This is a genomic window from Rosenbergiella epipactidis (genome assembly GCF_018494055.1).
GTDB lineage: Bacteria > Pseudomonadota > Gammaproteobacteria > Enterobacterales > Enterobacteriaceae > Rosenbergiella > Rosenbergiella epipactidis.
The window spans coordinates 91,333-107,170 of sequence record NZ_JABBFQ010000001.1; the positions used below are offsets into that span (position 1 = coordinate 91,333).

Below are 15,838 nucleotides of genomic sequence, written 5' to 3' on the forward strand. Positions count from 1 at the left end.
CAGTGATATGCGATTAAGTACCACCTTCATTTTCCAACAACAAACGCAGGGAATAAGCCGGGCGCAAGCGGACTGGTTAGCGGCAGGACAGCGATTATCCTCCGGGAAGCGGGTAGTATCGCCTTCCGATGATCCGGTTGCCGCTTCACAAGCTTTGGGGATCCAGCAGCATCAACGCACCGAGCAGCGTTACAGTATGGCGCAGCAATTTGCGCAAACCACCATGAGTACAGAAGCCACCGCGCTCTCCTCGATTAGCGACAATATCCAAGCGGCGATCAGCGATATTGTGTATGGCGCAACCGGTACTCTTAACGATGATGATAGGCAGTCTGTGGCAGTGAAGCTAGAGGGGGTGCGCAATCAACTGTTGACTATTGCTAATAGCCAAGACAGTAGCGGGCGTTATCTGTTTGCTGGCTATAACACCGCTCAGCCACCTTTTGTCGAGGACGCTCAAGGGGTGACTTATCAAGGCGGCGAGCAACCGATTACGCAGCAAGTGGATAATCAGCGGGTGATGACCCTGACTCACACCGGTAAGCAAGTTTTTCAGTCAGCGTCCCTTAATCCAAAATTAGAACCTGATGGCAGTTTAGGCGATACCGATCTCTTTTCGATAATCGATAAGGCTATTGCAGCGCTTAAAACGCCGCTGCACGATGCGGATGATTCGGCGATGAAAGATTTCCAGCAGGCGATGAATTCGGCCAACCGAGGCCTGAATAATAGCTTAAATAATATTCTGACGTTGCAGTCTGAAAATGGGACTCAGCTACAGGAGTTGGAAAGTTTAGGCTCGATCAGCGCTAGCCAGAGTATTCTGGCACAAGGGCAATTGAGTCAATTAGTAGATGCTGATGTGACACAGACCATTTCGGAATACCAAATGAAAGAGACGGCGTTACAGGCCAGTTATACCGCCTATACACAGATGTCTAAACTCTCTCTGTTTCAGATGAATAAGTGATAGATAAAAAAACACCCGCGAAATTCGCGGGTGTTTTATTTTGCGCTAACTTAGCTCGCTTTGGTCACGTCCGCGGTAGCATGATGGCGTGCAGCATGTCCACCTGCCGCCCCTTTACCGATGAAATGATAAACCGGACGTACCCAATCACTCTGTTTCACTGGCTCGGCTACCCAAGCTGGGGCCTCGGCTTTGGTGACAGGTGAGGTTGCGACCAGGCGGCCTGCGGTAACCGCTGTTGGGGTAACAGGTTCCGCAACCAGAGGCTGAGTTTCGACCGCTGCAGGCTGTGACACAGCAGGCTCATCTTGTACAGGAGCGGATTCAACCGTTGCGACCGGTTCTGGTTCAGCAACCACTGGCGCTGTTTCAGTCTCGACAGGTGTTGGGGCAACAGGCATCGCAGGGGTTTCAACCTGTACCGTATCAGTGACCGGCAGCGTAGCGGCCTGCTCGATGTCGGTGTCAACTGGCGTCTCTGCAACTGACTCGACAGCAGTCACCGGCAGATCATAACGTACCCAAACTTTACCTGAGGCCATTTCCGGTGCCGCAGCAGCGGTGGTGACAGCCATCGGGGTTTGTTGCGGGTAACGGTCGTCACGATAGCGACGGCGGCGTTGACCACTGACTCGCAGATGGCGTGGTGAACGACGTGAACGGCGCGGTGCAACGTTATCTTGATTCTCCGCAGCCAGACGAGCCGGAGAGGTTTCAGCGACGTCACCCGTTGCCTCAGCCTGTGGCGCGGCGATTGGCGCAGCAGTATCCGTATCAGCCACCCGTACTTTTTGTTGCAGCGCACGCGGTTGACGACGTGGCATCACCTTCGCTTCACGTGGCGCTTCTTCGCTAACAGGCGTTTCAGCTTGCTGCTCAGGAGCCGTTTCTTGCTTACGCGCTTCTTGTTGCTGACGACGCTCTTCTTGACGACGACGCTGACGCTCAGCACGTTGTTCACGGCGTTGTTGCTCGCGCTGTTGACGGACTTCCTCACTGACAGCATTGTCTTGACGCGGTGCGCGTTCTTGACGAGGGGTGTTTTCACTGTTGTTTGCTGAGGGACGCGCTGGTTGACGACGCGTATCGTCTTGTTGTCCCGAGTTGCTGCTCTCTTTTTGATTCTGACGGCCAGAACGGTCGTTCTTATCATTGCGGTCATAACGGTTGTTATTACGGCGTTGATTATTACGGCGATCTGATTGGCGTTGTCTATCTTGTGACTGAGACGCAGTCGATGCAGTTGGCGCGGCGGTCGAGGTTTCTGTCGCCGGCTTTTCTGCATTGTCTGAACCTGCAAAGAAGGCTTTAATACCTTTCACTAAGCGGCTAAAGAAACAGCCCGTGGTTTTTTCTGCTGCAGGGGTGGCTTGCGTTTCGCTGACAACCGGTGGTGCATCAGGCATAACAAAGGCGGCCAGTGCAGGTTGCTCTGGACGACGACGTTCAGCGGTCTCTTCTTCCGAAGGCAGTGCCATCTCGGTTTCATGCAGTTTCGGTAAATGGTAGCTGAGCGTGTGAGTCTCTTCACCTTTACGGACACGCAGCACTGAGTAGTGTGGCGTTTGCATTTTGTCGTCAGGAACGATAACGGTTTTTACGCCACCTTGACGCGTCTCAATAGCATTGACTGCCGAGCGCTTCTCGTTAAGTAAGTAAGAGGCGACTTGAACCGGTACGATTGCATGCACTTCTTTGGTGTTATCTTTTAACGCTTCTTCTTCGATAAGACGCAGGATAGAGAGCGCTAAAGATTCGTTATCACGGATGGTTCCGGTGCCACTACAACGTGGACAAACATGGTGACTTGATTCGCCCAGTGAAGGACTTAGACGCTGACGCGACATCTCAAGCAAACCAAAGCGTGAGATATGGCTAATTTGAATACGTGCACGGTCTTGGCGCACGGCATCACGTAATTTATTCTCGACTGCGCGCTGATGGCGGGCTGGCGTCATATCGATAAAGTCGATAACGATCAGGCCACCTAAATCGCGCAAACGCAATTGACGGGCGATTTCATCCGCCGCTTCGAGGTTGGTATTGAAGGCGGTTTCTTCGATATCGCCACCACGGGTTGAACGCGCGGAGTTAATATCGATAGCGGTTAGCGCTTCGGTGGTATCGATAACGATCGAACCGCCGGAAGGAAGACGGACTTCACGTTGGAACGCGGATTCAATCTGCGATTCGATTTGGTAGTGGCTGAATAGCGGAATTTCACCGGAGTATAATTTGATTTTACTGGTGAAATCAGGGCGACCCAACGCAGCAATATGTTGGCGGGCTAATTCCAGAACACTTGGGTTATCGATCAGGATCTCACCGATATCTTGACGCAAGTAGTCGCGGAAGGCACGGACAATCACATTGCTTTCTTGGTGGATAAGGAACGGTGCTGGGCGGCTGTTCGCTGCCTTTTGGATCGCTTCCCAGTGCTTCAGTCGGAAGTTTAAATCCCACTGCAGTGATTCTGCTGATTTGCCAACACCTGCGGTCCGAACAATCAGACCCATGCCATTAGGGATATCGAGAGAGGAGAGGGCTTCTTTTAATTCGCTGCGGTCATCGCCTTCAATACGGCGAGAAATACCGCCTGCGCGAGGGTTATTTGGCATAAGGACCAAATAGCTTCCCGCTAAACTGATAAAAGTCGTTAAAGCGGCACCTTTATTCCCACGTTCTTCTTTATCGATCTGAACGATTACTTCTTGACCTTCGCGTAAAACATCTTTGATGTTTGGACGCCCGTGGCCGGAGTAATTATCAGGGAAGTATTCGCGGGAGATTTCTTTTAGCGGGAGAAAACCATGGCGTTCAGCACCATAGTCGACAAAAGCGGCTTCTAAACTGGGTTCAATACGAGTGATTTTACCTTTATAAATGTTCGCTTTCTTTTGTTCATGACCCGGACTTTCAATATCCAAGTCATAGAGTTTTTGTCCATCTACCAGTGCGACACGCAACTCCTCCTGCTGAGTTGCGTTAATGAGCATTCTTTTCATTTACATGTTCTCGTCATTATCATTTTTGAAAAGCTGCGGGCATTACTGCGATGAGCGAGTTATCCGATGGCTTCGTGTCTGTAGGCAATCACGTCAGCCTCACGGCTGTCGATCGCTTAAGAAGCGCATAACGTCGGGGAAGTGTTACTAATCAGTTTCACAATTCCGTAGAGATCATCTCTTCCCGAATTAAGGGCAGAGGGCAATATCCCATCTCGTTCAGGCTGCAGTCCGCAGCCCGCTAACTATCTGAATCAACTAAACGTCTTATGCCATTGCAGCGTGTTGTCTTTTCAGATAAAAATTCAACTAAGTCGCTTTACGATGCAAAGTTCTGCAATCGTTCAGCCCCAGCATTATTCCATTGCTCCCCTTCATATAGCAAGGTGACTTTCGCGTTGTTGATCACTTTATTTATTATTTAAGCAATTTAAGGGGAAAACCGGAAAATAGCTGGTTAAAAAGAGAGCATGGCGCGCGAGATTAGCACACGTCTGCGTAATAAAAGAGTGGCGATAAATCTTGACTCTCTTTACACTTATTCGCATGAAAACAGAACATAATGGCGTACAGCTGATTGCCATCACGTCGGAACACGACGGACAGCGAATTGATAACTTTTTGCGAACCTTTTTAAAAGGGGTTCCGAAGAGCATGATTTATCGAATCTTGCGTAAAGGTGAGGTTCGAGTGAATAAGAAAAGAATAAAACCGGAATACAAGCTTATTGCCGGGGATGAACTGCGTATCCCGCCGATTCGAACGTCTAAAAGTGACGCGCCGGAAGTCTCGCCTAAGTTAGCCCGCGTCGCACAGTTGGATGACGCTATTCTGTATGAAGACGAGGCCATTCTGGTATTGAATAAGCCGTCTGGTACCGCCGTACACGGTGGCAGTGGCCTGAGTTTTGGTGTGATCGAGGGGTTGCGGGCGTTACGACCTGAAGCGCGCTTTCTGGAGTTAGTGCATCGATTGGATCGTGATACCTCGGGTATTCTGCTGGTCGCTAAAAAACGCTCTGCGTTACGCTCTCTTCACGAGCAGCTCCGCGATAAGACTATGCAGAAGGATTATCTTGCCTTAGTGCGTGGCGAATGGCCGTCACATCTCAAATCCGTCAAAGCGCCACTGTTGAAAAATATTCTGCAAAGTGGTGAGCGGGTGGTGAAAGTCAGCAGCGAAGGGAAACCTTCTGAGACACGCTTCAAGGTTGAAGAGCGCTTTGGCTTTGCGACGCTGGTGAAAGCGAGTCCTGTTACCGGTCGAACTCACCAAATTCGGGTGCACACTCTGCATGCAGGGCATCCTATCGCCTTTGATGATCGCTACGGTGTAGCCGTGTTTGATCAACAATTAGCGAGCACCGGACTGTCACGTCTCTTCCTCCATGCGGCAGCGCTCACCTTTACCCATCCGGCAACAGGTGAAACCTTAAGGGTTGAAGCCCCGTTGGATTTAGGGCTTAAACACTGCTTGAATACTTTACGTCAGAAGAAAAACGCTTAAACCGCGTCGGGCATTAATCGGTTAAAGGATTAATGCCTATTTTTCTCAGGATAGCTGATAGCGCAATTAAGGGTAACCCGACCAGTGTGTTGGGATCGTCTCCCGCCATTTTCTCAAACAACGTAATCCCCAATCCCTCCGATTTAAAACTTCCTGCACACTGCAAAGGCTGCTCTTTGTGAATATAGCCCCAAATTTCGTCGTCGGTCAGTTCTCTAAAGAACACTTGATAGGTGTCCAAACGTTGATGCCACTGGTTATTTACGCCGTCATACACCGCTAATCCTGTGTGAAAGGTCACACATTTTCCCGACGATGCCCGTAATTGGGTAAAAGCTTGCTCAGGCGTATGCGGCTTACCGAGTACGCGTTCCGCTAAACTTCCTAGCTGGTCACAGCCAATGATAATACTGTCTGGATACTGGTCAATCAGCGCGGAGGCTTTTTCACGGGCTAAGCGCAAGACTTGCTCTTCGATCGATTCATTGGGGATAGCGGACTCATCGATATCCGGTGCAGCACAGAAGAAGGGCAGGCCTAATTTGTCTAAAACGGCCTGACGAAATGGCGATGATGAGGCGAGTACGAGGTTATATGGCATATTTTTTTCATAATCTATAGCGAATTAGGTCAACTCATCTTAAACTATCTGCCGCACTGGTTGCGAATTTCTCGGTTAAAGATGCGGGTCAATGGCCTTTTTCTTTGACTCTTCATCATTACAAAGTTAATATGCGCGCCCTATGCAAATAGTAAAATTACCTCTTACTCTGGATCTGCAACGTACTGCACAAAAACGCCTTGATTATCAGGGAGTCTATGTCGCGGACGCGTTACAACGTTTAGCCGATTCAGTGGTGAGTGTGGACACCGATGTGTCGTGTACCATGTCGTTCGGCATTGATAGCCAGCGCTTAGCCGTCCTTGAGGGCACTGCTGACGTAACGGTAACGTTATGCTGCCAGCGCTGTAATGACACGTTCACCCATCCTGTCCACGTAAAATACCTCTTCAGCCCTGTTCGCAATGACGAGCAGGCGGAAGCGTTACCAGAAGATTATGAGCCGGTTGAAGTCGATGAGTTTGGCGAAGTCAATTTGCTTGCGGTAATCGAAGATGAACTTATCCTCGCATTACCAGTCGTTCCGGTACATGATTCTGAACACTGTGAAGTGTCCGACGCGGACATGGTATTTGGCGATTTGCCTGCAGAGGCAGAAAAACCGAATCCATTTGCCGTATTAGCAAGTTTAAAGCGTAAGTAATAGGAGTAAGGTCCATGGCCGTACAACAGAATAAACCAACCCGTTCCAAGCGTGGCATGCGCCGTTCACACGATGCACTGACTACGTCTGCTCTGTCCGTAGATAAAGTTTCTGGCGAAACGCATCTGCGTCACCATGTGACTGCTGACGGTTACTACCGTGGTCGCAAGGTAATTGCTAAGTAATTCTGGCCGCGAAGCTAGGTATTACTTTGACACGTGTGACCCTGGCTGTTGACGCCATGGGCGGGGACTTCGGTCCCCACGTGACAGTGCCTGCAGTTCTGCAGGCACTGGGCATCTACCCCTTCTTAGAGATTTATCTCGTCGGGCTCCCCGACACACTCCAGCCATTACTTGTTAAAGCAGATTCTTCTGTGCTCGAACGCCTGCATTGTATTGCCGCCGAGTCTGTTATCACCAGTGATGTCAAACCCTCATCGGCCATCCGGCAAAGTAAAAATAGCTCCATGCGACTCGCGCTTGAGTTAGTCAAAGACCAGAAGGCGCAGGCTTGCCTAAGTGCGGGAGATACCGGCGCACTGATGGGGATTGCATTATTACTGCTCAAACCTCTGCCACAAATCCGCCGTCCAGCCTTAATGACCCTGTTACCCAATGCGTTAAATGGGCAGACTGTCATCCTTGATATTGGTGCCAATGTCGAAGCAGACAGCGAAATGTTATTACAGTTTGCGTTGATGGGCACAGTGGTGGCCCAACAAATGTTAGCCATCTCTGAGCCGCGGGTCGCGTTACTCAATGTTGGTCAAGAAGAGAGCAAAGGGAAAGAATCTATCCGTCAAGCCGCGAAATTATTACGGCAACAGAGCGGGATCCGTTATACTGGCTTCTTAGAAGGAAGTGAATTACTAACAGGTCAAGCGGATGTCTTGGTCTGTGATGGATTCAGTGGCAATGTGGCATTGAAGACGTTAGAAGGGGCAGTCAGATATTTTCTTCAACGTGCAGGGCGTGGCCAGTCAATCTGGCGGCGACTTATCCGAACACTGCTTTCACCAAATACCAGTAAGATTGATCCAGACAAGTATAATGGTGCATTTTTATTAGGGTTGTCGGGCGTGGTCATTAAGAGCCATGGGGCAGCGAATCAGCAAGCTTTTTTAGCGGCAATTGAGCAGTCGATATTGACGGTGCAGCGGCAACTCTCGCAGCGAGTCGCCCGCCAATTAGCCACTGTAGTAGCCAGGAGTGACAGAACATAAATGTTTAGCAAAATTATGGGTACGGGTAGCTATCTACCTGAACAAATCCGCACCAATGCAGATTTAGAAAAAATGGTAGAGACGACCGATGAATGGATTGTCACTCGTACTGGCATCCGTGAACGTCGCGTTGCGGGTCCCGATGAAAATGTGGCAACGATGGGTTTCCATGCTGCGCAAAAAGCCATCGAGATGGCAGGTGTCGATAAAGATGATATCGGATTAATTATCGTCGCGACCACCTCATCAAGCCATGCTTTTCCAAGTTCAGCCTGTATGATCCAACAACTGTTAGCGATCGCCGACTGTCCTGCCTTTGACTTAGCCGCCGCCTGTGCCGGATTCACCTATGCACTGAGTGTCGCAGACCAATATATCAAAAATGGCGCAGTCAAATACGCACTGGTCATTGGTTCAGATGCGTTAACCCGAACGCTCGATCCTGCCGATCGGGGAACCGTTATTTTGTTCGGTGATGGGGCTGGCGCAGTGTTACTTGGACAGAGTGAAAATGAAGGGATTATCTCAACCCATCTGCACGCTGATGGCAGTTATGGCAAACTCCTGACACTCGGTTACCAAGACCGTGCACATCAAGACCAACCGTCGTACTTAACCATGGCGGGCAATGAGGTGTTTAAGGTTGCGGTGACTGAACTCGCTCATATTGTCGAAGAAACATTGGAAGCGAATGGCATTGATCGTTCAGAGCTTGATTGGTTAGTGCCTCACCAAGCCAACCTACGTATCATCAGCGCCACCGCTAAAAAGCTCCATATGGGAGTGGATAAAGTCGTTGTCACCCTCGACCGTCATGGTAATACCTCTGCGGCCTCTGTCCCGACCGCACTCGACGAAGCAGTGCGCGATGGGCGAATTCAACGGGGGCAACTGATTTTATTAGAAGCCTTTGGCGGTGGTTTCACTTGGGGCTCTGCCCTCGTTCGTTTTTGATTGACAGGTATCTTTTATGACACAGTTTGCTTTTGTTTTTCCCGGTCAGGGTTCACAGACAGTGGGGATGCTGGCGGAATTAGCCGCTGAGCAGCCGATCATTGAAGCCACTTATGCGCAAGCCTCAGAGGCCCTAGGTTACGACTTATGGCAACTGGTTCAACAAGGCCCCGCTGAGGAGCTGAATAAAACCTGGCAAACCCAGCCAGCGTTACTGGCGGCGTCTGTCGCATTATTCCGCTTATGGCAACAACAGGGCGGCGCACAGCCTGCGCTGTTGGCTGGACACAGCTTAGGGGAATACTCGGCATTGGTCTGCGCGGGCGTCATTGACTTTGCTGACGCGATCCGTTTAGTGGAACTGCGTGGCAAATTGATGCAAGAAGCTGTGCCAGAAGGTACAGGTGCGATGCAAGCGATTATTGGTCTTGACGATGCTGCCATTCGTCAAGCCTGCGAAGAGAGTGCTCAAGGGCAAGTTGTATCCCCTGTTAACTTTAACTCTCCAGGTCAAGTGGTAATCGCGGGCAATAAAGAGGCGGTAGAGCGTGCTGGTGCAGCCTGTAAAGTAGCTGGCGCGAAAAGAGCCTTACCGCTGCCGGTAAGCGTCCCGTCCCACTGCGCGCTTATGAAGCCTGCTGCAGAAAAATTAGCGGTTGCTTTGCGGGAGATCACTTTCAGTGAGCCTAAAATTTCTGTGGTCAACAATGTTGATGTAAAATGTGAGACGGATGCAGAAGCAATTCGTGAGGCATTAGTGCGTCAACTGTACAGCCCAGTACGTTGGACCGAAAGCGTGCAATACATCGCCGCACAAGGTGTGACACAGCTCGTCGAAGTGGGACCTGGTAAGGTCCTGACTGGGCTGACAAAAAGAATTGTTGATACGTTAACAGCGTCAGCGATTAACGATCCAGCTGCATTCAGCGCAGCATTGATTAAAGAATAAGAGGAAAAACATGAACTTCAATGGTAAGATCGCACTCGTTACGGGTGCTAGTCGTGGAATTGGCCGTGCTATTGCTGAGAAATTAGTCGCCGGTGGCGCAACAGTTATCGGTACGGCGACCAGCGACAGTGGTGCTGAAGCAATCAGTGCCTACCTTGGGGATAAGGGCAAAGGACTGGTTCTCAATGTGACTGATGCGGCATCTATCGATGCAGTATTGCAACAAATCCGTGCAGAATTTGGCGAAATTGATATTTTAGTTAATAATGCAGGGGTAACTCGTGATAACCTATTAATGCGTATGAAGGATGATGAGTGGCAGGATATTCTTGACACGAACCTCACTTCTGTTTTTAGACTATCTAAGGCCGTCCTACGTGCCATGATGAAAAAGCGCATGGGAAGAATCATTACCATTGGTTCGGTTGTCGGAACAATGGGTAATGCGGGCCAAGCAAACTACGCTGCTGCAAAGGCGGGTTTAATTGGCTTTAGCAAATCACTGGCGCGAGAAGTTGCGTCACGTGGTATTACTGTGAACGTTGTGGCTCCTGGTTTCATCGAAACCGACATGACGCGAGCACTGAATGAAGAGCAACGATCTGGTATTTTGGCAGAAGTTCCTGCTGCCCGTTTAGGGGAGCCTCAGGAAATTGCTAACGCTGTGGCCTTCTTAGCCTCTGACGAAGCAAGTTACATCACTGGTGAAACTTTGCACGTCAATGGCGGGATGTACATGGTCTGATCTGCTTCAAATTATTATTTTTGCGAATTATTGTACAAAAAATACTAATTTGTCGTCAGAAAAGCAGGGAAGTAGTTGCATCTTTTTAAACATTTTATAAACTACGAAAACCGTCGCATTAGCGAGTTTTGATAGGAAATTAAATAGTATGAGCGATATCGAACAACGCGTTAAGAAAATCATTGCTGAGCAGCTGGGTGTTAAAGAAGATGAAGTGATCAACTCTGCTTCTTTCGTAGAAGACCTGGGTGCTGATTCTCTTGACACCGTTGAGCTGGTAATGGCTCTGGAAGAAGAGTTTGATACTGAGATTCCAGACGAAGAAGCTGAGAAAATCACTACCGTACAGGCAGCGATCGACTACATCAATAGCCATCAGGGCTAATGAACACCTTCAGGCGGTCACTCGACCGCCTGAAATTTATTCCGTCCCACGAAGAATAATTATTCCCCTCCCTGGAGGACGAACGTGTCTAAGCGTCGTGTAGTTGTGACCGGTCTTGGCATGTTGTCTCCTGTCGGCAATACAGTAGAGTCTACCTGGAATTCTCTCCTAGCCGGTCAGAGCGGCATCAACCTGATTGACCATTTTGATACTAGTTCTTATGCAACCCGTTTTGCAGGAACAGTAAAAGATTTTAATTGTGATGAGATCATCTCGCGTAAAGAACAACGTAAAATGGATATGTTTATCCAATACGGTATCGTGGCGGGTGTTCAAGCATTACAAGACTCTGGAATTACCGTTACCGAACAAAATGCCCACCGTATTGGTGCCGCCATTGGTTCGGGTATTGGTGGACTTGGCCTGATTGAAGAGAACCATGCAGCCTTGACCAAAGGTGGACCGCGTAAAATCAGTCCATTCTTCGTCCCTAGTACTATCGTCAATATGGTGGCAGGTCATCTCACCATTATGTACGGTCTGAAAGGGCCAAGCATCTGTATTGCGACGGCGTGTACGTCCGGTGTTCATAATATCGGTCATGCAGCACGTATGATTGCTTACAACGATGCTGACGTGATGTTAGCCGGTGGAGCAGAAAAGGGGAGTACTCCTCTTGGTGTCGGCGGTTTCGGCGCGGCCCGTGCGCTCTCAACACATAACGATAACCCTCAGGCGGCGAGTCGTCCTTGGGACAAAGATCGTGATGGATTCGTGTTGGGCGACGGTGCTGGAGTGTTGGTCCTCGAAGAGTACGAGCACGCGAAAGCCCGTGGCGCAAAAATTTATGCTGAATTGGTCGGTTTTGGGATGAGCAGCGATGCCTATCACATGACTTCCCCACCTGAAAATGGTGAAGGGGCAGCACAAGCAATGCATAATGCGTTGAATGATGCACAACTGAATGCTGATCAGATTGGCTATGTGAATGCACACGGCACTTCAACCCCAGCGGGTGATTTAGCCGAGTGCCAAGCCGTTAAATCAGTATTTGGTCAAGATACCAAGGTGTTGGTCAGCTCGACAAAATCGATGACTGGACATCTGCTGGGTGCAGCAGGGGCCGTCGAATCGATTTACTCTATTCTGGCCTTACGTGATCAAGCGATCCCGCCGACCTTGAATCTGGATAATCCAGATGTGGGCTGTGATCTCGATTTCGTGCCACACACTGCACGTCAGGTTTCTGGCCTTGAGTATTCACTTTGTAACTCATTTGGGTTCGGTGGAACAAATGGTTCATTGATCTTCCGTAAGATCTAAATGCTGACTCCATCAAAAAGCCCGTCTGACGGGCTTTTTTTTTGCCAACGCTAAGGCCTCTTGTATGCAGCTGATCAATGGTGTTAACACATCTCAACTCTCAAGTCTCGACCGTGGCTTACAATTCGGAGATGGCTGTTTTACAACAGCACAGGTGGCGGCAGGTCAGGTGCGCCACTTGGCACACCATCTGGCACGATTGGCGCGTGATAGCCAGCGCTTGGGTATTGTATTTGATGCGTGGCCCGAGTTAACGCAAGAAATTACTGCATTGGCCTCGCAGTGTGACTTAGGGGTGCTGAAGATCCTTTTAACCCGTGGCAGTGGGGGAAGGGGCTACAGTACTGCAGGCTGTACAGCGACGCAACGTATCCTGACCTTAGCGCCTTATCCCTCGCATTATGCTGCGTGGCAACAGCAAGGCGTCTCCCTCATCACCAGCCCAATACCTTTAGGGATGAACCCTTATCTAGCCGGGATCAAACATCTCAACCGTTTAGAGCAGGTGTTAATCAAGCAGCATCTTGACCGCCAAGCCGCGCAAGAAGCCCTGGTACTCGATTCTCAAGGTAATGTGGTGGAGTGTTGTGCCGCGAATATCCTGTGGCGTAAAGGGCGACAGCTTTATACCCCGGCGCTAACCCACAGTGGCGTTGAAGGAATAATGAAAGGCTTAGTGATTGAAGCCTTGCAGGCGGAAGGGTACCATTGCAGCCACGTCACCCAAGCGCCGACCGCGCTTGAACAGGCTGACGAAGTCATTATCTGTAATGCGTTAATGCCCGTGCTTCCCGTCATCCGTATTGACCAGTGGCAATATCAACCCGGTGAGGCGATGGCAACACTGATTAAATTAGGATTTACTGCGAGTTAAGTTATGCAGAAAAAAAGTAAGGGCCTATTAGGCTTAGTTATTTTATGTGTGATCTTGGCAACCGCTGGCCTCTGGCAGGTCAAGCGCTTTGCTGCGCATCCGTTATTAATCCAGCAAGAAACGATTTATACCTTGCCCGCCGGATCGGGGCGCCTGGTGTTAGAGCAACAACTCGAATCTCAGCACATTGTGCCGCGCGGCCCATGGTTTGGTTGGTTATTGAAGGTCGAACCACAGCTATCGAAATTTAAAGCCGGTACCTATCGTTTAACGCCGGGAATGACGGTCCGTCAACTTCTGGCCCTATTAGCCAGCGGCAAAGAAGCGCAATTCCCTGTGCGTTTCGTCGAAGGTCAACGAATCGAAGAGTGGTTGAAGACGTTACGTAATGCGCCGTGGATCACTCATCAACTTGCCGATGACCAGTTAACCACTGTGGCGAAAGCGCTGGGTATGCAAACCTCCGAGTTAGAGGGTGGCTTCTACCCTGACACTTACTACTATACCGCGAAACGATCCGATATCAGCTTGTTGAAACAGGCACGCCAGCGCATGGTGCAGCTTCAACAGTCTGTCTGGCAACAACGTGAGGCCGGTCTGCCTTATCAAGATCTCAATCAACTGGTAACCATGGCCTCGATTATCGAAAAAGAGACCGCGGTATCGGCGGAGCGCGGTAAAGTGGCCTCGGTATTTGTCAATCGTCTGCGTAAAGGGATGCGCCTGCAAACTGATCCGACGGTGATCTATGGCCTGGGCAGTGCCTTTACCGGGGTTTTAACGCGTAGTGATTTAGAAAAACCCACCGCTTACAACACTTATATTATTCCTGGATTGCCCCCTGGGCCGATTGCTATCCCTAGCCGCGCTTCGCTGGAAGCAGCCGCGCATCCAGAAAAAAGTGACTTACTCTATTTTGTTGCGAATGGTCAGGGGGGGCACACTTTTACCTCGACCCTCGCCAATCATAATCAAGCCGTCAAAGCGTGGCGCAAAGTTGAAAATGAGCGTAAAACCAGTGAAAAGTAAATTCATTGTGATTGAAGGTTTAGAAGGCGCAGGGAAAACCACTGTTCGCGATAAAGTCGTGAGCGAATTACACGCGCACGGCATTACCGATATTGTCTTTACCCGCGAACCCGGCGGTACACCGCTGGCCGAAGCCTTACGGCAGATAGTCAAAGAGGGGATCGAAGGGGAGAGCATTACCGCCAATGCCGAACTGCTCTTACTCTATGCGGCACGAGTACAACTGGTCGAGACCGTCATCAAACCCGCCTTAGCACGAGGTGCTTGGGTGGTAGGGGATCGTCATGATCTCTCCTCACAAGCCTATCAAGGCGGCGGACGGGGGCTTGATACCGTGATGATGCAGACGATCAAACAGTCGGTCTTGGGCGATTTCGCCCCGGATATGACGTTGTATCTTGATGTCACTCCGGAAATCGGCCTGTCTCGTGCCCGTGCACGGGGGCAGTTGGATCGCATTGAGCAAGAGTCATTAGCTTTCTTTCATCGTGCTCATCAGCGTTACAGGGCGCTCGCGGCAAGTGATAGCAGCATCTTGACGATTGATGCCACACAGCCCCAGCCGCAAGTACAGCAAGCGGTACAAGATATTCTGCGCCGCTGGCTTAAGGAACAGCAGTAATGCAATGGTTTCCGTGGTTAACGCCCTATTATAAGCAGCTGATTGCACAGCATCAGACGCAACAGGCCCATCCTGCACAGATAGTGCATGCTCATGAAGGCATGGGTGCGGAAGCCTTGGTATGGGGCGTTGCACGCTGGTTATTATGTGAAACACCTCAAGGGCATAAAGCCTGTGGTCACTGCCACGGTTGCCAGCTTATGTTGGCGAATAACCATCCTGACTGGTATCCCATTGCTGCCGAAAAAGGTAAACAGATTATTGGTATCGATGTGATCCGTGAAACCTGCGAGAAAGTGTGGCATTCGCCGCAGCAAGGGGGGGCGCGGGTGGTGTGGATTGATGGGGCCCAGCGGCTGTCCGAATCGGCGGTTAACGCCTTACTGAAAACGGTCGAAGAGCCGCCAGCAAACTGTTGGTTTTTATTCACCACGCCACACTTAAGTCAATTGCCTGCGACCCTGCGTAGCCGCTGCGTGGTTACCCCTATTCGTGCACCCGAAGAGTCGCAAGGATTGGCTTGGCTAGCGCGTGAAAGCCAATTACCTGAGCAAACATTATTAACAGCGCTACGCTTAAGCGGCGGGGCACCGGCACAAGCGCTTGCGTTAATAAACGCCCCGCGTTGGCAAAAGCGAAGTCAATTAGCGGAAGCGTTACGCACCGCGTTGCCACGACAGCCTATGCAGCTGCTTCCTCTGTTAGTGGATGAGCCAAGCAGCGAAAAAATCTATTGGCTGATGGCTTTTCTGCTCGATGCGCTAAAATTACAGCGTGGCAGTCAGGCATGGTTAACGCACGTCGACGGGTATGAGGCCAGTCACTATTTGACGACGCTGATGGACGAACACCGCTTGCAGCAGATGATTGTGCGGTGTCGTGACTGCCATGCATTATTGACGCAAACCCCGCAAGTCAACACCGAGTTGGTGATTAGCGACCTGTTAGTGGCGTGGGAAACGCTGTTAGATAATTAATATTAAGTG

16 protein-coding genes are annotated in these 15,838 nt (G+C 50.2%); 14 read left to right on the forward strand and 2 right to left on the reverse strand.

Features of this window, described 5'->3' with window-relative positions; all coding sequences use genetic code 11:
- Positions 1-7 precede the first annotated feature (7 nt).
- Positions 8-970 carry a flagellar hook-associated protein FlgL gene (gene flgL, locus HGT71_RS00440; protein ID WP_214216058.1) on the forward strand — a complete coding sequence of 321 codons (963 nt, stop codon included), beginning with the start codon at positions 8-10 and terminating at the stop codon, positions 968-970.
- Positions 971-1,020: 50 nt separating this feature from the next.
- Here flgL and rne read toward each other — a convergent pair whose 3' ends face one another.
- Positions 1,021-3,975, reverse strand: a complete 2,955-nt coding sequence (rne, locus tag HGT71_RS00445) for a ribonuclease E (protein ID WP_214216059.1) — start codon at positions 3,973-3,975, stop codon at positions 1,021-1,023.
- A 546-nt stretch (positions 3,976-4,521) separates the two neighbouring features.
- Here rne and rluC point away from each other — a divergent pair.
- Complete coding sequence (gene rluC, locus HGT71_RS00450) at positions 4,522-5,481, forward strand: 23S rRNA pseudouridine(955/2504/2580) synthase RluC (RefSeq protein ID WP_214216060.1); 960 nt, start codon at positions 4,522-4,524, stop codon at positions 5,479-5,481.
- A 13-nt stretch (positions 5,482-5,494) separates the two neighbouring features.
- Here rluC and HGT71_RS00455 read toward each other — a convergent pair whose 3' ends face one another.
- A complete protein-coding gene (locus HGT71_RS00455) occupies positions 5,495-6,082 on the reverse strand; it encodes a Maf family protein (protein ID WP_214216061.1) in 588 nt (195 codons plus the stop codon).
- 142 nt (positions 6,083-6,224) lie between these two features.
- On the opposite strand from HGT71_RS00455, the gene yceD reads away from it, so the two are divergent.
- From yceD to HGT71_RS00515, 12 genes are all read left to right on the forward strand, one after another.
- Positions 6,225-6,746, forward strand: a complete 522-nt coding sequence (yceD, locus tag HGT71_RS00460) for a 23S rRNA accumulation protein YceD (RefSeq protein WP_048911990.1) — start codon at positions 6,225-6,227, stop codon at positions 6,744-6,746.
- A 14-nt stretch (positions 6,747-6,760) separates the two neighbouring features.
- Entirely contained in the window at positions 6,761-6,931 is a 171-nt protein-coding gene (rpmF, locus tag HGT71_RS00465; RefSeq protein WP_048911991.1) for a 50S ribosomal protein L32, read from the forward strand.
- 26 nt (positions 6,932-6,957) lie between these two features.
- The gene (gene plsX, locus HGT71_RS00470) at positions 6,958-7,971 is read left to right on the forward strand and encodes a phosphate acyltransferase PlsX (RefSeq protein WP_214216062.1); all 1,014 of its coding nucleotides are present in this window, start codon (positions 6,958-6,960) and stop codon (positions 7,969-7,971) included.
- Positions 7,972-8,925 (forward strand): beta-ketoacyl-ACP synthase III, encoded by a 954-nt coding sequence (locus tag HGT71_RS00475; RefSeq protein WP_214216063.1) that lies wholly within the window; start codon positions 7,972-7,974, stop codon positions 8,923-8,925.
- A gap of 16 nt (positions 8,926-8,941) precedes the next feature.
- Entirely contained in the window at positions 8,942-9,874 is a 933-nt protein-coding gene (fabD, locus tag HGT71_RS00480) for an ACP S-malonyltransferase (protein WP_214216064.1), read from the forward strand.
- A gap of 10 nt (positions 9,875-9,884) precedes the next feature.
- The gene (fabG, locus tag HGT71_RS00485; protein WP_214216065.1) at positions 9,885-10,619 is read left to right on the forward strand and encodes a 3-oxoacyl-ACP reductase FabG; all 735 of its coding nucleotides are present in this window, start codon (positions 9,885-9,887) and stop codon (positions 10,617-10,619) included.
- 148 nt (positions 10,620-10,767) lie between these two features.
- The gene (acpP, locus tag HGT71_RS00490) at positions 10,768-11,004 is read left to right on the forward strand and encodes an acyl carrier protein (protein WP_028685983.1); all 237 of its coding nucleotides are present in this window, start codon (positions 10,768-10,770) and stop codon (positions 11,002-11,004) included.
- Positions 11,005-11,088: 84 nt separating this feature from the next.
- Positions 11,089-12,327 carry a beta-ketoacyl-ACP synthase II gene (fabF, locus tag HGT71_RS00495; RefSeq protein ID WP_214216066.1) on the forward strand — a complete coding sequence of 413 codons (1,239 nt, stop codon included), beginning with the start codon at positions 11,089-11,091 and terminating at the stop codon, positions 12,325-12,327.
- A 64-nt stretch (positions 12,328-12,391) separates the two neighbouring features.
- Complete coding sequence (pabC, locus tag HGT71_RS00500) at positions 12,392-13,201, forward strand: aminodeoxychorismate lyase (protein ID WP_214216067.1); 810 nt, start codon at positions 12,392-12,394, stop codon at positions 13,199-13,201.
- A 3-nt stretch (positions 13,202-13,204) separates the two neighbouring features.
- On the forward strand, positions 13,205-14,230 hold the full coding sequence (gene mltG / locus HGT71_RS00505; RefSeq protein ID WP_214216068.1) for an endolytic transglycosylase MltG: 1,026 nt from the start codon (positions 13,205-13,207) through the stop codon (positions 14,228-14,230).
- The gene (gene tmk / locus HGT71_RS00510; RefSeq protein ID WP_214216069.1) at positions 14,220-14,852 is read left to right on the forward strand and encodes a dTMP kinase; all 633 of its coding nucleotides are present in this window, start codon (positions 14,220-14,222) and stop codon (positions 14,850-14,852) included. The genes mltG and tmk overlap by 11 nt, the downstream gene beginning before the upstream one ends.
- Positions 14,852-15,829, forward strand: a complete 978-nt coding sequence (locus HGT71_RS00515; RefSeq protein ID WP_214216070.1) for a DNA polymerase III subunit delta' C-terminal domain-containing protein — start codon at positions 14,852-14,854, stop codon at positions 15,827-15,829. The genes tmk and HGT71_RS00515 overlap by 1 nt, the downstream gene beginning before the upstream one ends.
- Positions 15,830-15,838: the final 9 nt, after the last annotated feature.